The sequence below is a fragment of the Pseudomonas sp. B7(2017) genome (assembly GCF_002112745.1).
GTDB lineage: Bacteria > Pseudomonadota > Gammaproteobacteria > Pseudomonadales > Pseudomonadaceae > Aquipseudomonas > Aquipseudomonas ekonensis.
This window is the reverse complement of sequence record NZ_NEIP01000001.1, coordinates 354,617-375,036: the sequence shown is the minus strand read 5'-3', so window position 1 is coordinate 375,036 and position 20,420 is coordinate 354,617. Positions and strand designations below refer to the sequence as shown.

The 20,420-nt window shown below is 65.8% G+C and carries 20 protein-coding genes and 1 pseudogene; 8 read left to right on the top strand and 13 right to left on the bottom strand.

Annotated elements, in window-relative coordinates:
* Positions 1-102: 102 nt before the first annotated feature.
* Positions 103-771 (top strand): isoprenoid biosynthesis glyoxalase ElbB, encoded by a 669-nt coding sequence (gene elbB, locus CAG29_RS01770; RefSeq protein ID WP_085581111.1) that lies wholly within the window; start codon positions 103-105, stop codon positions 769-771.
* Between the two features lie 58 nt (positions 772-829).
* Here the strand turns inward: elbB and CAG29_RS01765 are convergent, their stop codons facing one another.
* Entirely contained in the window at positions 830-2,725 is a 1,896-nt protein-coding gene (locus CAG29_RS01765; RefSeq protein ID WP_085630143.1) for an FTR1 family protein, read from the bottom strand.
* Positions 2,726-2,869: 144 nt separating this feature from the next.
* Between CAG29_RS01765 and CAG29_RS01760 the strand changes: the two genes are divergently transcribed.
* From CAG29_RS01760 to CAG29_RS01740, 5 genes are all read left to right on the top strand, one after another.
* Positions 2,870-4,279 (top strand): COG3014 family protein, encoded by a 1,410-nt coding sequence (locus tag CAG29_RS01760; protein WP_085637120.1) that lies wholly within the window; start codon positions 2,870-2,872, stop codon positions 4,277-4,279.
* Between the two features lie 188 nt (positions 4,280-4,467).
* Entirely contained in the window at positions 4,468-5,862 is a 1,395-nt protein-coding gene (locus CAG29_RS01755; protein WP_085581117.1) for a COG3014 family protein, read from the top strand.
* A 15-nt stretch (positions 5,863-5,877) separates the two neighbouring features.
* Positions 5,878-6,252 (top strand): YcfL family protein, encoded by a 375-nt coding sequence (locus CAG29_RS01750; RefSeq protein WP_085581119.1) that lies wholly within the window; start codon positions 5,878-5,880, stop codon positions 6,250-6,252.
* 36 nt (positions 6,253-6,288) lie between these two features.
* Complete coding sequence (gene lpoB, locus CAG29_RS01745) at positions 6,289-6,876, top strand: penicillin-binding protein activator LpoB (RefSeq protein WP_085581121.1); 588 nt, start codon at positions 6,289-6,291, stop codon at positions 6,874-6,876.
* 3 nt (positions 6,877-6,879) lie between these two features.
* On the top strand, positions 6,880-7,623 hold the full coding sequence (locus CAG29_RS01740; RefSeq protein WP_085581123.1) for a penicillin-binding protein activator LpoB: 744 nt from the start codon (positions 6,880-6,882) through the stop codon (positions 7,621-7,623).
* A gap of 97 nt (positions 7,624-7,720) precedes the next feature.
* Here the strand turns inward: CAG29_RS01740 and CAG29_RS01735 are convergent, their stop codons facing one another.
* The 3 genes from CAG29_RS01735 to CAG29_RS01725 form a co-directional block, all read right to left on the bottom strand.
* On the bottom strand, positions 7,721-8,353 hold the full coding sequence (locus tag CAG29_RS01735) for a LysE family transporter (protein ID WP_085581125.1): 633 nt from the start codon (positions 8,351-8,353) through the stop codon (positions 7,721-7,723).
* 201 nt (positions 8,354-8,554) lie between these two features.
* On the bottom strand, positions 8,555-9,136 hold the full coding sequence (locus CAG29_RS01730; RefSeq protein WP_085581127.1) for a mechanosensitive ion channel family protein: 582 nt from the start codon (positions 9,134-9,136) through the stop codon (positions 8,555-8,557).
* A complete protein-coding gene (locus CAG29_RS01725; RefSeq protein ID WP_085693797.1) occupies positions 9,136-11,046 on the bottom strand; it encodes an ATP-binding cassette domain-containing protein in 1,911 nt (636 codons plus the stop codon). Before CAG29_RS01725 ends, CAG29_RS01730 begins: the two co-directional genes overlap by 1 nt.
* Before the next feature lie 50 nt (positions 11,047-11,096).
* On the opposite strand from CAG29_RS01725, the gene CAG29_RS01720 reads away from it, so the two are divergent.
* Positions 11,097-11,558, top strand: coding sequence for a TIGR02444 family protein (locus CAG29_RS01720; protein WP_085655880.1), 462 nt, complete (start codon positions 11,097-11,099; stop codon positions 11,556-11,558).
* On the opposite strand, the gene CAG29_RS01715 is transcribed toward CAG29_RS01720, so the two are convergent.
* Positions 11,555-12,670, bottom strand: a complete 1,116-nt coding sequence (locus CAG29_RS01715; protein ID WP_085693796.1) for an AlgP family protein — start codon at positions 12,668-12,670, stop codon at positions 11,555-11,557. The two genes, CAG29_RS01720 and CAG29_RS01715, sit on opposite strands and share 4 nt — an antisense overlap.
* Before the next feature lie 192 nt (positions 12,671-12,862).
* Between CAG29_RS01715 and CAG29_RS01705 the strand changes: the two genes are divergently transcribed.
* On the top strand, positions 12,863-13,528 hold the full coding sequence (locus CAG29_RS01705; RefSeq protein ID WP_085637123.1) for an FKBP-type peptidyl-prolyl cis-trans isomerase: 666 nt from the start codon (positions 12,863-12,865) through the stop codon (positions 13,526-13,528).
* Between the two features lie 64 nt (positions 13,529-13,592).
* Here the strand turns inward: CAG29_RS01705 and rsd are convergent, their stop codons facing one another.
* The 8 genes and pseudogenes from rsd to CAG29_RS28940 all read right to left on the bottom strand — a co-directional run.
* Complete coding sequence (rsd, locus tag CAG29_RS01700) at positions 13,593-14,063, bottom strand: sigma D regulator (protein ID WP_085581137.1); 471 nt, start codon at positions 14,061-14,063, stop codon at positions 13,593-13,595.
* 181 nt (positions 14,064-14,244) lie between these two features.
* Entirely contained in the window at positions 14,245-14,787 is a 543-nt protein-coding gene (locus tag CAG29_RS01695; protein WP_085581139.1) for a disulfide bond formation protein B, read from the bottom strand.
* A 219-nt stretch (positions 14,788-15,006) separates the two neighbouring features.
* A complete protein-coding gene (locus CAG29_RS01690) occupies positions 15,007-16,245 on the bottom strand; it encodes a heme biosynthesis protein HemY (RefSeq protein WP_085581141.1) in 1,239 nt (412 codons plus the stop codon).
* Positions 16,242-17,387, bottom strand: coding sequence for a uroporphyrinogen-III C-methyltransferase (locus CAG29_RS01685; RefSeq protein WP_085630157.1), 1,146 nt, complete (start codon positions 17,385-17,387; stop codon positions 16,242-16,244). Before CAG29_RS01685 ends, CAG29_RS01690 begins: the two co-directional genes overlap by 4 nt.
* A 16-nt stretch (positions 17,388-17,403) precedes the next feature.
* Positions 17,404-18,171 carry a uroporphyrinogen-III synthase gene (locus CAG29_RS01680; RefSeq protein WP_085630159.1) on the bottom strand — a complete coding sequence of 256 codons (768 nt, stop codon included), beginning with the start codon at positions 18,169-18,171 and terminating at the stop codon, positions 17,404-17,406.
* Positions 18,168-19,109, bottom strand: coding sequence for a hydroxymethylbilane synthase (hemC, locus tag CAG29_RS01675; protein WP_085581147.1), 942 nt, complete (start codon positions 19,107-19,109; stop codon positions 18,168-18,170). Before hemC ends, CAG29_RS01680 begins: the two co-directional genes overlap by 4 nt.
* Before the next feature lie 127 nt (positions 19,110-19,236).
* Positions 19,237-19,983: a LytTR family DNA-binding domain-containing protein gene (locus CAG29_RS01670; RefSeq protein ID WP_085630161.1), complete on the bottom strand. Its 747-nt coding sequence runs from the start codon at positions 19,981-19,983 to the stop codon at positions 19,237-19,239.
* A pseudogene (locus CAG29_RS28940) lies at positions 19,980-20,099 on the bottom strand (sensor histidine kinase); the annotation flags it as partial. The pseudogene CAG29_RS28940 and the gene CAG29_RS01670, both read right to left, overlap by 4 nt.
* Between the last annotated feature and the right edge of the window lie 321 nt (positions 20,100-20,420).

Here is a 20,420-nt window from a genome sequence, read left to right as displayed (position 1 = left end):
GTGATCTTTGAGGACAGATCCTAGGTGTAGCCGCGAATTATCCCTATGGCAACGAGTGACAAATTAGTGGACATTTAACGCCATGAATCTGGAGAAAGCCCCATGAGCAAGAAAATCGCAGTGATCCTGTCCGGCTGCGGCGTGTACGACGGCGCCGAGATCCACGAAAGCGTCATCACCCTGCTGCGCCTCGACCAGCGCGGCGCCCAGGTGCAGTGCTTCGCCCCGAACATCGCGCAACGGCATGTGATCAACCACCTGACCGGCGAAGAGATGCCCGAGTCGCGCAACGTGCTGGTGGAGTCGGCGCGCATCGCCCGCGGCGAGGTCAAGGACCTGCGCGAGGCCGACGTCGAGGACTTCGACGCGCTGATCGTGCCCGGCGGCTTCGGTGCGGCGAAGAACCTGTCCGACTTCGCCGTCGAAGGCCCCGGCTGCACCGTGCAGCCTGAGGTGCTGGCCCTGGCCGAAGCCTTTGCCGAAGCGGGCAAGCCGGTGGGGCTGATCTGCATCTCGCCGGCGCTGGCGGCGAAGATCTACGGCCCGGGCGTGACCTGCACCATCGGCAACGACGCCGACACCGCAGCGGCCATCGGCAAGATGGGCGCCACCCACGAAGACTGCGCGGTGACCGACATCGTCGAAGACAAGGCACGCAAACTGGTGACCACCCCGGCCTACATGCTGGCGAAATCGATCGGCGAGGCGGCTTCGGGGATCAACAAGCTGGTCGACCGCGTGCTGGAACTGACCCACGAGAACGACGCCTGAGCGCAAGCGCCCCTTTGTGGCGAGGGAGCTTGCTCCTTCGCCACCCTGCCTTCTGGGGTCAGGCCGTCGCCCGCCGCTTCTCCGCCACCCGGCTGCGGCCGTAAAGAATGATGATCGCCGCGATCGCCACGGCCTGGGCCGTCAGCGAGTAGGCGTCGGCATGGATCCCCAACCAGTCGAACTCGAAGAACGCCACCGGCCGCGTGCCGAAGATGCCCGCCTCCTGCAACGCCTTCACGCCATGCCCGGCGAACACCACCGACAATGCGCACAGCAGGCCGGCGTTGATGCTGAAGAACAGCGCCAGCGGCAGTTTCGCCGAGCCGCGCAGGATCACCCACGCCAAGCCGACCAGCAGCACCAGCGCCGTGGCGCCGCCCGCCAGCACGGCGTCATGCCCGGCGGGGCCGGCCTGCAGCCACAGGGTTTCGTAGAACAGGATCACCTCGAACAGTTCGCGGTACACCGAGAAGAACGCCAGCACCGCGAAACCGAAGCGCCCGCCGCCGCCCACCAGGCTTTGCTTGATGTAGTCCTGCCAGGCCGCCGCGTGACGGCGGTCGTGCATCCACACTCCGAGCCACAGCACCATCACGGCGGCGAACAGCGCGGTGGCGCCTTCGAGCAGCTCGCGCTGGGAACCGCTGACGTCGATCACGTATGCCGCCAGCGCCCAGGTGCCGAGGCCGGCCAGCAAGGCCAGGCCCCAACCGGCATTGACGCTGCGCACCGCCGACTGTTGGCCGGTGTTGCGCAGGAACGCGAGGATCGCCGCCAGCACCAGAATCGCTTCCAGCCCTTCGCGCAGCAGGATCAGCAGCCCGGAAATGTAGCTCAGCGACCAGCTCAGGCCATCGCTGCCCAGCAGGCCGGCGGACGCCTTGAGCTTGGCCTTGGCCGCGTCCAGGCGCTGTTCGGCCTGGGCCACCGGCAAGCCGTCCTGCAGGGACTGCCGGTAGGCCATCAGGGACTTCTCGGTGTCCTTGCGCACGTTGGCGTCGACGTTGTCCAGGGAGCTTTCGACCAGTTCGAAGCCTTCGAGATAGGCGGCCACCGACAGGTCGTAGGCCTGGTCGCGTTCGCCGGCACGATAGGCGGCGAGGCTTTTGTCCAGGGTCGCGGCGGTGTAGTCGAGCAACTGCGCCGGGCCGCGCTTGACCTGCGGCGGCTGCGCCCGCTGCGCGCGGAACACCGCAGCGGCCTGCGGGCCTTCGGCCGCCTGCACTTCGGCCGGGGTCTGACGGGCCAGGTCGGCGATGTTGTAGGTCTTTTCGGATTTCGGCACGGCCGAATCAGCGCTGAACTGGGCGATGTAGGTCGCCAGGTCCCAGCGCTGACGGTCGTCGAGCTGGTCGGCGAAGGCCGGCATGTCGGTGCCTTCGACGCCTTGGCCGAGGGTGCTGTAGATCGCGTACAGGCTCAGGCGATCCATGCGCACGGCGTCGCGCAGGTTGGCCGGGGCCGGCGTCAGGCCGACGCCCGCCGGGCCGTCGCCGGCGCCGGTCTCGCCGTGGCAGACCGAACAGTGCTGGGCGTAGAGCGGCGCGCCGCGGGTCGGATCGGGGGTGATCACCGGCGCCTGGCTGACCTCGTAGGCCACCGCCAGTTGCGCGCCGAGCTGCCGGGCCTGGCGGGCGACATCCGCGCCGTCCTGCCTGGCCGCGATGGCCCCACGCAACGCGCTGACGCCCTGCTCCAGCCCGGCCTTCTCGGGCTTGGCCGGCATGGCCGCGATCAGCCCTTGCAGCACCTGGGTGAATTCCAGCTGCTCACGGTATTCCGCGTCGTCGATGACCTTGCCGGCCGCCACCGTCGGCGGGTAGTCGGCGCTGATGTAATCGAGCAGGTGCAGCGCCTGCGGCGCGCCTTCCACGGTATCGGCCAGCAGGTCGACGCTGCCCAGCACGCAAAACGGGAACACCAGCCAGGCCAGGAATCGGGACGCGGCAGTCATGAATGAGTCTCAAATGGAAATGCGAAGTTACATATTGTTCACGTCGAACGCATTTCCCTCAAGCTTTCTTGCCGATGCAAAGCACATGGCCAGCACCCGTCCCTATAATGCGCCACCCCAACGCTCAAGGAAGAACCGTTTCCCATGCGCCACTGCCTGCTGCTTCCCTTGCTGTTCAGCCTTCTGGCGCAACTGGGCGGGTGTGCCGCCTACCGCAACTACGACCTGGAAATGCAGCAGACCAACGACCAGCTGATGATGGGCAACCTCGACAACGCGCTGTACCTGATCGAGCGGAACAACCCATGGGAAGACAAGGACCTGCTCTATTACTTCGAGAAAGGCGCCGTCCTCAGCCTCGGCAATGCCCTGCCGGAGAGTCAGGCGACCTGGCGCAGCGCCGACCAGATGATTGTCCGCCGCGAAGAAGCGGTGCCGTCCGCCCCGGTGAAGCTGCTCAACCGCTTCTACAAGGAAATGGGCATGATGCTGGTCAACGACAAGCTGCAGCGCTACGACGGCTACGATTACGAAAAGGTCATGCTGACCACCCAGATGGCCCTCAACCAACTGGCGATGAATGACTTCGACGGTGCGCGGGCCGACATCAAGAAGACCCACGAGCGCGAAACGCTGATCGCCAGCCAGCGCGAACGGCAGTACGAAGAGGTCGAGAACCAGGCCAAGGCCCAAGGCACCCGGCTGCACTACAAGGATCTGCAGGGCTATCCGGTGACCACCCTGGAGGCGCCGGCGGTCATCGAGCTGAAAAACGGATATCAGAGCGCGTTCAGCCATTACCTGGCCGGGTTCACCTATGAAGCGCTGGGGGAACGGACCCTGGCCGCGCCGGGCTATCGGCAGGCGATCGAACTGCGGCCCAACCTCCCCTTTCTCGAACAGGCGCTGCGCAACCTCGACAAACCGCCGGCCAAGGCCGGCGAAAGCGATGTCCTGATTGTCGTGCAGAGCGGCCTGGCGCCGGCCCGGGCGTCCGTCACCGTGCCGATTCCCGTGCGGCTCAACGAGAACCTGGTCATCGTCGCGCCGATCTCGTTTCCGGTGATGATCCCGGACGCGGTCACGCCCAAGTTCGACCACCTCACGGTGGACGGCCGCAAACGCTCGCTGGCCCAGGTCAACAGCGTCACCGACATGGCGGTGCGCACCTTGCGCGACGACATGCCGGCGATCATTTCCGCCGCGATGTTCCGCGCCAACATGGCCGCGATCGGGCAGGCCAACGAAAACGAGCGCAACCCGGCCAAGGCCTCGCTGACGGTGACCGCCAAGGATCCGTTCGAGGAAGCCGACACCCGCACCTGGCGCACGCTGCCGGACAAGACCTTGGTGGCGCGCCTGCGCCTGAAAAAGGGCGAGCACACCCTCGTCCTGCCCAACGCAAAGCGCACGCCGCCGATCACGGTGCGCATCGACCAGGATCATCAGGTCATCAACCTGCGGGCGTTCGGCGATCTGGCGTTCATCATCGGCGCGGCCTACGTGCCGCCGCAGGCGGTATCGAACACGACACAAGTAATGGCACCTCACTAACTAGTGAAATTAAAAAGCTATTACATAGCCAGCACCGCGGACCTATAATGCCGCGCCCTCGCTATCGCGAAACGGCATTAAAGCTCCTCTTTTGATGAGGAATCGGCAGGACGCCAACACCCCTGCCGATCGGTCCCTGCAGCCCGACCCGCACCGGGGCTGTCGCCACTCATGGAAGAAGTACCCCCATGGCATTCCGCGCTCCCACCCTGCTCGCGCTCAGCGCCGTCACCCTGCTGTCCGGCTGTTCGGCGTTTCGCAACTACGATTCCGAACTGGCCCAGACCAACCAGCAACTGGCCGCCGGCAACGTCGACGCCGCCCTGACCCTGCTGGAAAAGAACAATACCGGTCCCGACAAGGACTTGCTCTACTACTTCGAGAAAGGCGAACTGCTGCGCGCCAAGGGCGACCTGTCCGGCAGCCAGGGCGCCTGGACCGCCGCCGACCAGGTGGTGGGCAAGTGGGAAGACTCGGTCAAGCTCGACACCGACAAGTACCTGGCCCAGTTCGGCAGCTTCCTGGTCAACGACAAGGTGCGCCGCTACGAAGGCTACGACTACGAAAAGGTCATGCTGACCACCCAGATGGCCCTCAACCTGCTGGCGGTCAACGACTTCGACGGCGCCCGCACCGCGATCAAGAAGACCCACGAGCGCGAAGCGGTGATCGCCGAGCTGCGCGACAAGGAATACCTCAAGAGCGAGGAAGAGGCCGAGAAGGAAGGCATCAAGACCCAGTACAAGGATCTGCAGGGCTACCCGGTCGCCAGCCTCGACGCGCCGGAAGTGGTCGGCCTGAAGAACAGCTACCAGAGTGCGTTCAGCCATTACCTGGCCGGCTTCGTCTATGAAGCGCTGGGCGAGAAGGACCTGGCCGCGCCGGGCTACCGCAAGGCCGCCGAGCTGCGTCCGAACACACCGTTGCTGGAACAGGCGCTGGTCGACCTCGACAAGCCGGCCAAGTCCGACGACAGCGACATCCTGATCGTGGTGCAGAGCGGCCTGGCGCCGGCCCGCGACTCGATCCGCGTGCCGTTGCCGCTGCCGATCGACAACAACCTGGTGATCACCCCGCTGTCGTTCCCGGTCATCAAGCCGGACACCTCCACCGCCCCCTTCGCCCAGATCGGCGTAGACGGCCGGCAACTGGACCTCACCGCCCTCAACAGCACCACCGCCATGTCCCGCCGCGCCCTGCGCGACGACATGCCGGGGATCATCGTGCGCACCGCCGTGCGGGCGATCACCAAAGGCGCGGCCCAGAAGAAGCTCAACGAAACCAACCCGCTGGCGGGCCTGGCGGTGGGCATCTCTTCAGCCGTGCTCGAAGGTGCCGATACCCGTACGTGGCGCACGTTGCCGGACACCACCCAAGTGGTGCGCCTGCGCCTGAAGAAGGGTGAGCACCAGGTGACCCTGCCAAGCGTGGCCGGTGGCTCGCAGGTCAAGGTCACCGTCGATCAGCGATACCAGGTCATCACTCTGCGCGCCGTCGGCAGCCAGGTGTTCGCCGCCGGCAACGCCGCCCACGTGATCCCGGGCGCCAACGCCACCGCCGTGGCCAGCCTCAAACAACCTTAAGAACGGAGTCTTTGCATGCGTTTCAAACTCTTCGCCGTCGCCGCCCTCGCCCTGTTGGCGAGCGGCTGCGCCACCCCGCCGCCACCGGAACCGGGCAGCGCCGCGAGCAAGGTCGTGGCCATGGGCCCGCAGAAGCACATTGTGGTCGGCGCCATGCGCGTGGCCCGCGAGAACGGCTTCATGACCGTCAACGTGCAGTTGAGCAACACCCTCAACAGCAACAAGACGTTCTACTACCGCTTCGCCTGGCTCGGCCCTGAAGGCTTCCCGGTCGCCGAAGAAGAAGTCTGGAAAAGCCAGATGATGTACGGCGCCCAGACCAGCTTCATCCAGGCCATCGCCCCGACGCCCAAGGCTGTGGACTTCCGCCTGGAACTCAAGACGCCTTAAGCCCGACACCCCATTCCCGATTTAGAGAGCATTCCCATGTTTGCACGCTTTTCCTGCATCGCCGTCCTCGCCCTGCTGGCCACCGGCTGCGCCAACACCTCGCCGACCCTGGGCAGCAAGAACATCAGCTACGGCGACACCAAGGCCGTCGAGACCGTGACCAACGAATTCGGCTCCACCGACCTGCAGATGATCGCCGAGTCGATGACCCGCTCCCTCGCCCAGTCCGGCATCCTGCAGGGCCGTCCTGTGGTTCAGGTCTACGACGTGAAGAACAAGACCAGCGAGTACATCGACACCCGCGAGATCACCACCAGCATCAAGACCCAGCTGATGAAGTCCGGCACCGCCCGCTTCGCCAGCGACAACACCGCGATGCAGAGCCAGGTCGACCAGCTCAAGCTGCAGAACCAGAGCGGCCTGTACAAGAAGAGCACCGTGGCCAAGACCGGCAACATGATCGCCGCCAAGTACCGCCTGGAAGGCTCGATCAGCTCGATCGTCAAGCGCAGCAGCGACTACAAGGACGTCTTCTACAAATTCAGCCTGCAACTGATCGACGTCGAAAGCGGTCTGGCCGAGTGGATGGACGAAAAAGAGATCCGCAAAACCACGGAGCGTTAACCGATGCGCGCATGGATTGGCATGATGGCCCTGGCTTGCGCGTTCGGCGCGCAAGCGGCCCCGAAAGTCGCGGTGACGGACCTGGCGTACCAGGAGCGTGTGGAGCAGTACATCCACATCGTTTCGGCCCAGAACAACTACCGCGAGGGTTACTACAGCGCGAGCGGCTCTTCGAGCTACAACGAGCTGGAGGCCACCACCAGCTACATCGAGCAGGGCGAGCTGCGCAAATTCACCGGCGACATCAAGGGTGAGATCCTGCGCACCGGGATGTTCCAACTGGTGCAGGGCACGCCCTACACCGCCTCGTCCAAGGGCGACGTCTACGACGTCATCAAGCGGATCAAGGCGGGTAACTTCAAGGGCGCCGACTACGTGCTGTTCGGCACCGTGTCGGACATCGACTTCACCCAGGACATGAACGAGCTGGCCCACACCGACAGCTACTCGGCCGTGCTGGGCCTGACGTTGGTGGCGGACTTCAGCCTGATCAACACCAAGACCTACGAGATCACTTCGGCCTTCACGGCGATGGGCGAAGCGCAGGACACCAAACTGGTGAACGGCCGCGACATCAAGATCTCGCTGAACCGCCCGCGGGTGGTGCGTGACGTGTCCAAGGCGCTGGGCGAGGACGTGGCCGGGCAACTGAGCATGCAACTCGGCGGCGGCGGTTACGAGCAGCCGCGCGAGCCGCAGCAGCGCAACAACCTGCCGCGCGACACGGCGCCGGTGATCCTCAAGTGATTGCCCGCTGACGCAGGGAAACACCCGCGGCGGGGAAGGATCCCGAGCCAAAAAAAAGGCGACCTGAACAGGTCGCCTTTTTTTGTGGCCGCAGGATTCAGGCGGCGGCTTTGCGCAGCGTCGCCATGAACGCCGCCGCGCCGATGAACAGCCCGGCGAAGGTACGGTTCATGCGCTTCTGTTGCTTGGGCGTGCGCAGCAGGCGCAGCACCTTCGAGGCCAGGCCGGTGTAGCCGGCCATGACGATCAGGTCGACGCAGATCATGGTCGCGCCGATCACCAGGTACTGGATCAGCAGCGGCGCATGAGGGTCGATGAACTGCGGCAGCACCGCCAGCATGAACACCAGGGCCTTGGGGTTGCTGATGTTCACCAGGAACCCGCGGAACACCAGCGCCATCGGCTTGCCGATCGGCCGCACGGCGGCATCGTCGCTCATGTCGCTGGGCAGCGCACGCCATTGCTTGACCGCCAGGTAGACCAGGTAGGCCACACCGAACCACTTGATCGCGTAGAACGCCGTGGCCGAGGCCGTCAGGATCGCGCCGACGCCGGCGCCGACGATCGCGATCTGCAGGGCCAGCCCCAGCTGCAGGCCGAGGGCGTTCCAGTAACCGCGCCAGAAACCGTACTGCAGACCGCTGGACATCGACGCGATCGCGCCGGCGCCCGGAGACAGGCTGATCACCCAACAGGCGGCGAAGAACGCCAGCCATGTTTGAAACTCCATCGCACACCTCGACTCAGACTCGTGACAGACGTCCAAGCTAATGCGGATCCGGGCGGATGACCACCGATTTTTTGCAGGATGTTGCAGCTTGCCGACCAACGTTTACGGGCCGATGGCGCCTTCACCTTGCCGACGCCACATGACCTGTGCGAGCCAGCCTGCTGGCAATGGCGCCAGCCCAGGCGACGCAGGACAGAAGACTTACTTCTCGAACCCGCTGGAAGGAAACACATCGCTGCCCCGCCAACGCCGCACCGAACGCTGGAAGAACAGGCTGTTGGGCACCTGCACCATGGCGCTGCCCGTGCCGAGCTCCTCGGCCTCGATCAGCGTGGTGTACAGCAGGTTGATCGCCACCACCCGCCCCTTCACCCCGGGCTTGTCGGTGGTGTCCACCAGCTCGACCACATCGCCCAGGCGGAACGGGCCGACGGTGAAGATCAGGATCGCGCAGAGCAGGTTCGACAGCACGCTCCACATGGCGAAGAACGCCACCGCCGCCACCGCGACGAAACCGGACAGCGCCGTCCACAGCACGGTGGCCGACACCCCGAGGCGCTCCAGCACGAAGATCAGCGCGCTGCCCATGATCAGCCAGCGCAGGCCGCCGCGCAGCGGCATCAGCAACTGCGGCGGGAACGGGTAACGCTCGCCCAGGCGGGTCAGGCATTTGGCGACGAAGCGCTGGGCGAAGTAGGCGGCCAGCAGAATCAGCAGGATCTGCACGCCGAGCCAGATCGGCTCGACCCACACCGCCGGCAGCGGCAGCTTGAACGCCTCCATCAAGACAGCGTCTCCAGCTCCGCCTGCATGCTTTCCAGGGTTTCCAGCGCTTGCATCCACGCCTCTTCCAGCTCGGCTTCCCGCGCTTTCAGCTTGGCCTGTTCGGCCAGCAGGTCACGCAGTTCGTTCTTGCGGGCCGGGTCGTAGATGTCGCTGTCGCCGAGGCTGGCATCGACCTTGGCGAGCTTCTCGTGCAGCTTGCCCAGCTCCGCTTCGAGCTTGTCGGCTTCGCGCTTGTGCGGCGCCAGTTGCTGGCGCAACGCGGCGGCGGCCTGGCGCTGGGCCTTCTTGTCGGTCTTGTCCGGGTTCACCGGCGTGCTGCTGACCGGTGCGTTGCGCTGGCGGTAATCCACCAGCCAACGGGCGTAGTCGTCGAGGTCGCCGTCGAACTCTTCGACCTTGCCGTCCGCCACCAGGTAGAAATTGTCCGTGGTGCTCTTGAGCAGGTGCCGGTCGTGGGACACCACCAGCACGGCGCCGCTGAACTCCTGCAACGCCATGGTCAGGGCCAGGCGCATTTCCAGGTCCAGGTGGTTGGTCGGTTCGTCGAGCAGCAGCAGGTTCGGCCGCTCCCAGGCGATCAGCGCCAGGGCCAGGCGCGCTTTCTCGCCGCCGGAGAAGTTCAGCACCGGCTCGTCGATCCGCCCGCCGCGGAAGTCGAAACCGCCGAGGAAGTCGCGCAGGGTCTGCTCGCGTTCGGTCGGCGCCAGACGCTGCAGATGCAGCAACGGGCTGGCCTTGGCGTCCAGCGAGTCGAGCTGATGCTGGGCGAAGTAGCCGACCACGGTGTTCTCGCCGCGGGTCAGGCGCCCGGCCAGCGGCGCGAGCTCGCCGGCGAGGTTCTTGATCAGGGTCGACTTGCCCGCGCCGTTGGGGCCGAGCAGGCCGATCCGCGCCCCCGGGGTCAGCTGCAGCTTGACCTTCTCCAGGATGGTCTTTTCGCCGTAGCCCAGGCGGGCGTCGGACAGGTCGATCAGCGGACTCGAGATTTTGGTCGACTCGCGGAACACGAAGTCGAACGGCGAATCGACGTGGGCCGCCGACAGCTCTTCCATCCGCTCCAGGGCCTTGATCCGGCTCTGGGCCTGACGGGCCTTGGTGGCCTGGGCCTTGAACCGGGCGATGTAGCTTTCCATGTGCGCACGCTGCGCCTGCTGCTTCTCGTAGGCCTGTTGCTGCTGGGCCAGGCGCTCGGCGCGGGCGCGTTCGAACGCGGTGTAGCCGCCGCGGTAGAGCACCAGCTTGCGCTGGTCGACATGGGCCACGTGATCGACGACTTCATCGAGGAAGTCGCGGTCGTGGGAAATCAGCAGCAGGGTGCCGGGGTAGCCCTTGAGCCACTCCTCCAGCCAGATGATCGCGTCGAGATCCAAGTGGTTGGTCGGTTCGTCGAGCAGCAGCAGATCCGACGGGCACATCAAAGCCTGCGCCAAGTTCAGACGCATCCGCCAGCCACCGGAGAAATCTCCTACCTGACGATCCATCTGCTCATTGGTGAACCCGAGGCCGGCCAGCAGCTTGCGCGCACGCGCATCGGCGGTGTAGCCGTCGGCGCTGTCGAGTTCGGCGTGCAGGCGGGCCAGGGCCTCGCCGTCATGGGCCGCTTCGGCCGCCGCGAGGTCGCGCTGCACCTGGCGCAGGCGCAGGTCGCCGTCGAGCACGTAGTCGACCGCCAGGCGTTCGAGCGTGTCGACCTCCTGGCGCATGTGGGCGATGCGCCAGTCGGCCGGCAGCAGGCAGTCACCCGAGTCCGGGTGCAGCTCGCCGCGCAGCAAGGCGAACAGGCTGGATTTGCCGGCGCCGTTGGCACCGATGAGACCGGCCTTATGGCCGGCGTGCAGGGTCAGCTCGGCGTCTTCTAGCAGACGCTGCGGGCCACGCTGTAAAGTCAGGTTCTGAAGTCGGATCATAATGGCGGCGGAGTCTACCAGCTTCGCCCGCAACTGGCGCGAGTAGCACGATGTCCTCTGACCTGTGGAGCTTTGCCCTGGCCGTCTACGCCCGTCCGGACGTGGAGGCCGCCTGCCTGCGCCTGCAATCGGCGGGGGCGAACGTGTGCCTGATGCTGTGCGGCCTGTGGCTTGAACAACGAGACGCGACCTGCGACGACGGGCGCGTGCACCAGCTTCGGCACATCACCGACCCTTGGGACCGCGACGTGGTCCAACCGCTTCGGGCGCTGCGCCTGCAATGGAAAGAGGCGGCCGACACCGACCCGCTGCTCAAGGGCATGCGGGAGCAGATCAAGGGGCTGGAACTGGAAGCGGAGCGCGCGCTGCTGTCGCGGCTGGAAGGCGTGGCCCAGGGTTGGGCGCGGAACTCGAAAGAGTCGAGCGACTGGCTCGAAGGCCTGGCCGGCGAGGCGGCCAACCTGAACCGCGACGCGCTGCGGGTGCTGCGCGTCGCGGCGGCCGGCGCTTAGGAGGCGCTGGTCGGGGTGCTGGCGACGCTCGACACGGCGGCCGGCGCAGGTGTGGGTGCGCTGGTCGGGGTGGCGGCGGTTGGGGCGGTGGCGGCTGCAGGTGCAGCAGCGGCCGGCTTGGCGGCGGCAGCGGTCACCGGCTTGGCGACAGGCTTGGCGGCGGCCGGTTTTTTCGCGGCAGGTTTGGCTGCTGGCTTGGCCGCAGGTTTTGCAGCCGCAGGCTTGGCGGCGGTGGTCGCAGGCTTCGCCGCAGCGGCAGGTTTGGCAGGCGCTTTTGCCGCAGGTTTGGCTGCGGGTTTGGCGGTGGCCGGCTTGGCGGCAGGTTTCGCGGCAGCGGTCTTCGCAGCCGGTTTCGCTGCGGGTTTCGCCGCAGGCTTGGCTACGGGTTTCGCTGCGGGTTTAGCGGCTGCGGTCTTCGCCGGGGCGGCTTTGGCGGCTGCCGGTTTAGCGGCGGCCGGCTTGCTGGCGGCAGCCTTGGCCACAGGTTTAGCGGCGGGTTTGGCCGCAGGCTTGGCGGTGCTGGCCACTGCCGGTTTCTTCGCGGCAGGTTTGGCGGCAGCCTTCGCCGGCGCTTTGGCGGCTACAGGTTTCGCGGCAGGCTTGGCCGGTGCCTTGGCGGCAGCGGTGTTGGCGGCGGCAGGTTTTGCAGCGGGTTTCGCAGCCGGTTTGGCGGCGGCTTTCTTGGCCGGTGCGGCGGCTGCCGGTTTGGCCGTACGGGCAGACAGCGCCTTGCCGGCGGCTTCCTGCACACGACCCACGCCCTGGGCCAGTTTCAGGCTTTCCTGGGCATCGCGCTTGAGTTGCAGGATGTAGCTGCGGGTGTCGGACTGACGGCCCTTCAGCGCGTCGAGCAGGTCTTCGAGTTCCTTCACGGCCGACTTGGCCTTGGCCTGCGCCTTGGCTTTGCCGGCGGCGGCGGCGTCTTGCAGTTTGGTGCGGGACTTGTGCAGTTTCTCTTGCGCCTTGCCGCGTTGCTTCTCCAGTTTGGCGAGCAGTTTTTCAGCATCAGCCAAGGCTTGGGAGCATGCGTTTTCCAGATGTTCGAGCAGGCTGCCCGAGAGCTGTTGGAGTAAGTGCAACGGAGTGTTTACGGGCTTCTTGGTGGCCGACATGGTTTACCTCCTGGCTGACGTGAGTGCGGCTCATACTAGACCTCTGCTGCTACCGCCGCTAGGGCATGTTGACAGTATCGAAAGCGCTCGGTTGCAGCGCTGCGCAAAACTTCTGCGCACAGACAAAAGCAGTTCACCGTTGCAGGTGTCTGCGCTGGCATAATCCACCGCAATTCAGGATGGAGAGTGCCCATGCCGCGCTACCTTTTTTTATCCCTCTGCCTGGTTTTTTCCGTCGCCCAGGCCGACGAGAAAACCACTGCGAACGATGCCCATGACCTGGCCTACAGCCTGGGCGCCAGCCTCGGCGAACGCCTGCGCCAGGAGGTGCCGCAACTGCAGATCCAGGCGTTGATCGACGGTTTGCAGCAGGCCTACCAAGGCAAGCCGCTGGCCTTGAGCGAGGCGCGGATCGAGCAGATCCTGGCCGACCACGAATCGCGCAACGCCGAGCAGGCATCGCAGCCTTCGAGCGAGGCCGCGATGGAAAACGAGCAGCGTTTCCTCACCGCCGAAAAGGCCAAGCCCGGCGTGAAGGAACTGGCCGACGGCATCCTGATGACCGAGCTTGCGCCCGGCACCGGCACCAAGGCCGGCCCCGACGGCAAGGTGCAGGTGCTGTACGTCGGCCGACTGCCGGACGGCACCGTGTTCGACCAGAACACGCAGCCGCAGTGGTTCAACCTCGACAGCGTGATCGCCGGCTGGCGCACCGCGTTGCAGAACATGCCGGTGGGCGCGAAATGGCGACTGGTGATCCCCTCCGATCAGGCCTACGGCGCGGACGGTGCCGGCGACCTGATCGCACCGTTCACGCCGCTGGTGTTCGAGGTCGAATTGAAGGGCGCGACCGGCTGACCGCGCAAACGAAAAACGGTGCGCCATGGCGCACCGTTCTGTGTGTCTTGCCCAAGGGTCGCCGTCAGGCCTGAACCGGGGCTTCTTCCTTGTGGGCGTTGTGCAGCACTTCGATCAGGCAGTCTTCCAGCTCGAAGCGTTCGTGCAACAGCACGCCCAGATTCTTCAGCTCTTCCGCGAAGCGCTCGGTGTCATTGCACTGGCCCTTGTGGCAGTGGTCATTGAAGTCCAGGGCAAGCTGCGTGATCTCGTCGATGCGCGGCCCGATCTGCTCCGCAAGTTTCAGCCCGCGCTTGTCATGGAACGCCTTGGCTTCATCGCTCAATTGTTCATGCACTTCGAAGTGCCAAGCGGACACGTAATCGACGAGGATCTGGCAGAACCGGCCGTTCTTCGACTTGTCGGCGAACGCGGGTTTGGCATCGCGCAGTTTGCTGAACGCGGTCACCAGCTCCTCACGCTCCTGGAGCCAGCGGTCGATCAGCTGATGAACTCCACCCCAACGTTCCTGAGCACTCTGACAACTTTCGAGCATGGCGATCTCTCTTCCCTTGTGGGTCACTGCTCTACACCCGCGCCCCTCTTGTGAAAACGGATTCGGAGGCTGCCGGGCAGAGCGTCATTGAGCAACTGAATTGCAATGACACGTGCGGGCCAGATTATTCCCGCAGGCCAGTGGCTTCAAGGTACGCAGGCGACAAAGTTCATACAAGCGTTTAATCCCGAATCAACAGCCGGTGCGACGCTTCGCCGCCGAACGGACGCTGCACCGCGCCCCAGAGCAGACGCAAGAGCTGGTAGACCGCCAGGATCGACATGCCGAGGAAAAACAGCAGGCTCCACTCCGGAATGCTCAGGTCGAACAGCGTCCAGGAGATCTCGGCGCAGTCGCCGTGGTCGTTGAACATGCCTGACAGCGCGCACATCCACGACAGCGGCGTTTCTGGGGCCGGTATGCAGTTCGCCAACTGGTGCAGCGGGTCGCTCTGCCACAGCACCTGGCGCCAGGCGGCGGTCATGCCCCCGGCGCTGGCGGCCAGCGCCGACATCCAGTAAAGCGACAGGCCCACCCGCCGCGGCCCATGCACCGCCGCCACACCGCAGCAGACGAACAGCGCGACCAGGAACAGGCGCTGCACCAGGCACAGATGGCAAGGCGTCAGGCCGACCGTGTATTCGAGGTAGTAGGAAGCCCCCAGGGCCAGAGCCCCTGCCATGAAAGCCATGAAAAACAGGGAGCGTGAGCAGGTCAACGACATGGCTTATCCGCAACAGTAAAGACAGGCAGTTACGGTAGAGGAAAGCGCGCCGGCCTTTCAAGGCGGGGCACTGCCGACACTTCACCAGAGGTGTAGGGAAATCCCGACAGGTGCGAGAGGATTAGATGTAGTCCCGTGTAGGACGCTGCCTAAGACCCAGATCAGCAGTAACTTTTCTGGCGTCGGGCGTTAACGGGGAGCACGCTCCCCGTCACTCCTTCAGGCACGGGCCGGCACCGGCAACGGTGCGGCCAGCAGACGGTCATCCAGCAGGCCCAGCCCTTCCTGGAACAGCTGATTGCTGCGCTCGGTGTCGCCGAGACGGGCCAACAGGCGGGCGAGTTCGGCACAGGCCTCCGGGTTGCGTTGCGTGCGCAGGCTGCTTTCCAGGTAGTCCCGCGCCTTGCCCCACAAGCTGGCTTGCAGGCACAGGCGACCCAGCGTCAGCAGCAGGCTCGGATCGGCGGGATGTTCCTTGAGCCACCCCTCCGCCGTCTGCAACTGACGCGCCGGATCGTTGCCGCGCACCAGACCGTACAGGCGCGCCAGGTGGCTGTCGTACTGGCGCTTGAGGGCATTGCGCAGCACTTCTTCCGCCTCGACCTGCGCGCCCAACTGACGCAACTGCTCGGCGTAGGCCAGCACCAGCGGCGCCTCCTGACGCTGGGCGGAGGTGAGCTGCTGCCAGGCCCGCTCAAGGGATTGCTGGCCGACCGTGCCGTCCTCTTCACGCTGGGCCGCCAGCGACAGGTTCTGGCCCCAGGCACGGCGTTCCAGCTCCGTCAGTTCGGCCGGCGGCAAGACTTTGTCCTTGCGCAGTTCCGGCAACAGCCGGATCACGGCCGACCATTCCCCGCGCTGCTGATGCAGCCGTTGCAACTGGCGCAGGGTCTGGGCGTTGTGGGGATGGCGCCCGTGCATGGCCTGCAGCGTTTCCAGGGCGCCGTCGGTGTCGCCGCGGTCGGTCTGCAACTGCGCGTGGCTCAGGGCGATCGCCAGTTCGGCCTGGGGCTGACGCTCCAGGGCGCGCTCCAGCAAACGGTCGCATTCGTCATAGTTGCCCTGCTCGTTGGCGGCACGGGCGGCGCCGAGGTAATACAGCAACGGCTGGCGCTCGGCTTCGGCGGCCCGGTACAGGTGACGCTGGGCGCTGGCCCAGCGGCCTTCGGCCAGATCCAGCTGCCCGTGCTCGATCGCCACCTGCACGCGCCGGCTGCGGTTGCGCCGCGACCACGGGTTGACCACCCCGCCGGACGTCAGCACCAGCTCGACCAGCGCCTTGACGGCCCAGATCAGCAGCCACAGAACCGCCACCAGCGCCAGGGTCGCCCACAGGCTCGACTCATAGCGGAAGCTCTTGTACGCGACCAGCACGTAACCGGAATGCTGGGCGATCGCCAGACCCAGCGCCGCCGTGACGGCGATGGCCAGAAACACGATCACATACAGGCGCTTCATGGCGTGGCCTCCTGCGCCGTGCCGGCGGCCGGTTTGGCGAACGGCTTGACCGAGTCTTCGGCATTGACGTTGCGCCGCTCGAGATAGGCCTGCACCGCGCTCAGGGTGCCGGCCAGATCCGGCGTGCTGACCGTCACCGGCTGCTGGCTCAGTTCGGCCACTTGCTCCAGCATGATTTTGCTTTGCGGGTTGTCCGGATTGAAGTTGCCCTTGAGCACGTCCCGCGCCTCGGCCAGCGCCTGGGCGTAGACCGGCGCCTGCCCGTTGAGCGCTGCCCACTGCGCCTGCTCCAGCGCCAGGCTCAGGGCCAGGCGCACCTGGCTCAGGCTCTGCCCGGCCAGCAGCGGCCGCACGTTCTTGTCGGCGTTGAAGTCGATGCGGATGTACCGCGAGACCTGATCCCACCATTGCGCCCAGCGGCTGGCCCCGTCGCCGTCGGCCGTCAGGCCCAGCAGGGATTCGCCGCGGTCCTTGTACTCGGGCGCCAGTTCGGTGAGTTCGATGACCTGATCGCGCAGGGCGCCCAGGCGCAGGAACAGGCCGGTGCGGTCCGGCTGCGCGGTGCTGCGCAGGGCCACCAGGGTTTTCGCCACTTGCTCGCGGGCGGCGAACGAACCGGGATCGTTCTGTTCGCGCAGGATCTCGTCGGCGCCCTGCACCAAGGCCTGGGCGCTGCTGACGTCCTGCAGCGCCGACAGGCGCAGGCTGGCCAGACGCAGCAGGTGCTCGGCCTCGGCCAGGCGCCAGTCCTTGCGGCTGGCGCCGAGGACGGTTTCCAGACGCTGGTTGAGACGTTGCTGATCGCCCTGCAACTGCGTCACCAGCCGCTGGCGCTCATCGAGCTCGTCGGCGCCCGGCAATTGCCCGAGACGTTCGGTCAGGCGCTGCTCGTTGAGCTTGAGCGACTGCGCCTGATCGTTCAGCGCCTGCACCTGGTCCAACTGCTGCCGGGTGTCGGCCTGCAGGTGACGCACCTGCCACACGCCCCAGCCGCCGACCGCGACGCCGGCGGCGCCCAGCAGCAATGCCACGATGGCCAGTCCGTTTCCCCGACGCGGTTCCCGGGCCGGTGGTGGTGGTACGTCAACCGGTGCATCGATCACAGGTTGAACATCATCTTTAGGCAAGGCTGTTTCGCTCACGTATCCATCCTTTGCATTAGAGAACGGGCACGGGATGCTCCCGTAACGCCGTCAGCAAGGCCGCGGCACTGGCGCCGCGGCAATCCACAACTGTTCGGGCCCCGGCGGCACGCGCCTGTTCGGCGACCCTTGGGCTTGGAACAAACAACGGCAACTGCGCCACCTCGGGCCAGGCGTCGCCGGCCAATTGGCGCAGGTGCTCGAAACCCTGTCCACTGCTGACCACCAGCCCGTTCAGGCGTTCCGATCCGATCCTGCGCGTCAGCTCCCCTGGCGCGCAGACCGGCAGGTCGCGGCGGTACAGCTCCAGATACTCGACACTAGCACCAAGCGCGCGCAGGCGCTCGGCGAGCAGCTCGCGCCCGCCCTCGCCGCGCAGGATCAGCACCCGCGAACCGGGCCGCGCCACCGCCTCGCGCAAGCGCTCCAGGCGCAGCAGTGCTTCGCTGTCGTCGCCCTCGTCCGGGAAGTGGGTGTCCAGCCCCCGGTCCTTCAGAATCTGCGCCGTCGCCGCGCCGACGCTGAACCAGGGCAACGACGGCGGCACGTCTGCGCAAGCGTCCAGCAGTTGCACGGCCAGGCGCGCCGCCGGTTTGCTGACCACGATCACCGCAGCGTACTGCGCCAGTTGCCCCAGGGTCCGGCGCATTGTGTCAGAGACCGCCAAAGGGACGATCTCCAAAAGCGGCAGGCAGCTGCTGAAAATCCCCTGCTGCGCCAACACCTCGGCCAGCGCCGTGCAGTCATCCGCCGGACGGGTCAGCAGCAGGCGCCAGCCGGTCACTCGTGACCTGCCTCGCCGTACACTGCCTTGAGGATGTCGTCGGCGCCCTGGCCGAGCAGGTCTTCGGCGACCTGCACGCCCAGCGACTCGGCCGCCTCGCGCGGGGCCCGGGCCTGGGCGCTGAGCAGCTTGCCGCCGCTCGGTTCGCCCACCAGGCCGCGCAGCCACAGCTGATCGCCTTCCAGCACGGCGTAGCAGGCGATCGGCACTTGGCAGCCGCCGTTCAGGTGTTTGTTGAGGGCACGTTCGGCGGTCACCCGCGAAGCGGTGTCGGCGTGATGCAGCGGCGCCAGCAAGGCATGGATTTCGCGGTCGGCGCTGCGGCATTCGATGCCCACGGCGCCCTGGCCGCCGGCGGGCAGGCTGTCGTCGACGCTGATCGCCGAAGTGATGCGGTCTTCGAAGCCGAGACGGATCAGGCCGGCCGCCGCGAGGATGATGGCGTCGTACTCGCCTGCGTCGAGCTTGGCCAGACGGGTGTTGACGTTGCCGCGCAGGAAGCGGATCTCAAGATCCGGACGGCGGGTCAGCAATTGGGCCTGGCGGCGCAGGCTGGACGTGCCGACGATGCTGCCGGCCGGCAGCGCGTCGAGGCTGGCGTAGGTGTTGGAGACGAAGGCGTCACGCGGGTCTTCACGCTCGCAGATGCAGAACAGGCCCAGGCCCTCGGGGAAATCCATCGGCACGTCCTTCATCGAGTGGACGGCGATGTCGGCTTCGTTCTCCAGCAGCGCGGTTTCCAGTTCCTTGACGAACAGCCCCTTGCCGCCGATCTTCGACAGCGGCGAGTCGAGCAGCTTGTCGCCGCGGCTGACCATGGGCACCAGCGTCACCTGCAACCCCGGGTGGGCCGCTTCCAGACGGGCTTTGACGAATTCGGCCTGCCAGAGGGCCAGAGCACTTTTGCGGGTGGCGATGCGGATTTCGCGAGAGGACATGGATCAATCCGTACTGAATAGATACGGCGGATGATAACAGCTCAGCCAAATCCACTTTGACTTGAATCAGCAAGCGCACGGCCTCCCTGGCCCGTGTGCCTGACAGGAAGAAGCGACGGACGCCGGGTCAGAGCCCCTGCATCATCTTGCGCACGCCCGCCACATGCCGGCGGCTGACGATCAAGGCATCGCCGTTCAGGCCTTTGAGGTAGAGCTGGAAGTGCCCCAACGGCGTGCGCTGCAGCCGCTCGATGCGCTCGCGCGCCACCAGGGCGTTGCGGTGGATCCGCACGAAGCGCTCGCCGAACTCGTCCTCCAGCGCCTTGAGCGGCTCGTCCAGCAGGACTTCGCCGTGCTCGTGGCGCAGGGTCACGTATTTGTGGTCGGCGATGAAGTACACCACCTGATCCAGGGGAATCAGCTCGATGCCTTTGCGGGTCCGGGCGCTGATGTGGCTGCGCGGACCGTTGCCGCTTTCGGCGGCGGGACGGGTCAGGGCCGAGAGCTGGGCCCGGTTGGGACGTTCGGCCCTTTTCAGGGCGTCCTGCAAGTGTTCGGTTCGCACGGGTTTCACCACATAGCCCACGGCACCGGCCTTCAGGGCCTCCACGGCAAATTCATCGGAACCTGTGCAGAACACCACGGCGGGCGGGGTTTCTCGTTCGCACAGACGGGCAGCGACCTGCAGGCCATCCAGGCCCGGCATGCGGATATCGAGCAGCACGATATCCGGCTTGTGACTGTCGATCAGGGCCAGCGCCTCTTCGCCATTGGTGGCGCTGGGCTCCAGGACAGTGTAACCCCCGAGTTCGCTCACCATTCGGCTGAGGCGCTCGCGGGCCAAGGGTTCGTCATCAACGATCAGGACATTCATATTGCGCTGGATTCCTGCGTGAGTCTCGCACAAGGATAGCGTAGACAGGTGGAGTGACGTCCGTCACCGCGAACCACGCTAAGACTAGCGCGGACGCCGAAAAGTGCCGTACGTCGGCCGGCAAAATTTGCCGGTGCCCGGATCCTGCGCCTTGCGCAGGGCTTGCCGATGACCAAAGCTCCCACCCCTCTCTTTTTCTTGGCCGGCGCCCGAACCGCATTTGCGCCGACCCTTCAGTCCAACTGTAGACGTTCGTCGGGCCGACATTGCTCAATCGGAAAATATCGTTGCGCAAATCGCGACGGCGACGGCGGCGATTGTGGCGCAGGGGATGAGAAAAAAACGTTTCGACCAGTGTCAGCGACAGGATCGGCAACCCTGTTATCATCCGCGCCAGCATTTGCAGCCTTCTTTCTCCAAGCCGATACGAGCGAATT

Coding starts and splice junctions, on each gene's coding strand:
- lpoB (WP_085581121.1), top strand. CDS start 6,289: ATGTTTGCACGCTTTTCCTGCATCGCCGTCCTCGCCCTGCTGGCCACC.
- CAG29_RS01725 (WP_085693797.1), bottom strand. CDS start 11,046: ATGATCCGACTTCAGAACCTGACTTTACAGCGTGGCCCGCAGCGTCTG.
- rsd (WP_085581137.1), bottom strand. CDS start 14,063: ATGCTCGAAAGTTGTCAGAGTGCTCAGGAACGTTGGGGTGGAGTTCAT.
- CAG29_RS01755 (WP_085581117.1), top strand. CDS start 4,468: ATGGCATTCCGCGCTCCCACCCTGCTCGCGCTCAGCGCCGTCACCCTG.
- CAG29_RS01760 (WP_085637120.1), top strand. CDS start 2,870: ATGCGCCACTGCCTGCTGCTTCCCTTGCTGTTCAGCCTTCTGGCGCAA.
- elbB (WP_085581111.1), top strand. CDS start 103: ATGAGCAAGAAAATCGCAGTGATCCTGTCCGGCTGCGGCGTGTACGAC.
- CAG29_RS01730 (WP_085581127.1), bottom strand. CDS start 9,136: ATGGAGGCGTTCAAGCTGCCGCTGCCGGCGGTGTGGGTCGAGCCGATC.
- CAG29_RS01690 (WP_085581141.1), bottom strand. CDS start 16,245: ATGAAGCGCCTGTATGTGATCGTGTTTCTGGCCATCGCCGTCACGGCG.
- CAG29_RS01705 (WP_085637123.1), top strand. CDS start 12,863: ATGCCGCGCTACCTTTTTTTATCCCTCTGCCTGGTTTTTTCCGTCGCC.
- CAG29_RS01765 (WP_085630143.1), bottom strand. CDS start 2,725: ATGACTGCCGCGTCCCGATTCCTGGCCTGGCTGGTGTTCCCGTTTTGC.
- CAG29_RS01740 (WP_085581123.1), top strand. CDS start 6,880: ATGCGCGCATGGATTGGCATGATGGCCCTGGCTTGCGCGTTCGGCGCG.
- CAG29_RS01735 (WP_085581125.1), bottom strand. CDS start 8,353: ATGGAGTTTCAAACATGGCTGGCGTTCTTCGCCGCCTGTTGGGTGATC.
- CAG29_RS01670 (WP_085630161.1), bottom strand. CDS start 19,983: ATGAATGTCCTGATCGTTGATGACGAACCCTTGGCCCGCGAGCGCCTC.
- CAG29_RS01750 (WP_085581119.1), top strand. CDS start 5,878: ATGCGTTTCAAACTCTTCGCCGTCGCCGCCCTCGCCCTGTTGGCGAGC.
- CAG29_RS01715 (WP_085693796.1), bottom strand. CDS start 12,670: ATGTCGGCCACCAAGAAGCCCGTAAACACTCCGTTGCACTTACTCCAA.
- hemC (WP_085581147.1), bottom strand. CDS start 19,109: ATGTCCTCTCGCGAAATCCGCATCGCCACCCGCAAAAGTGCTCTGGCC.
- CAG29_RS01720 (WP_085655880.1), top strand. CDS start 11,097: ATGTCCTCTGACCTGTGGAGCTTTGCCCTGGCCGTCTACGCCCGTCCG.
- CAG29_RS01695 (WP_085581139.1), bottom strand. CDS start 14,787: ATGTCGTTGACCTGCTCACGCTCCCTGTTTTTCATGGCTTTCATGGCA.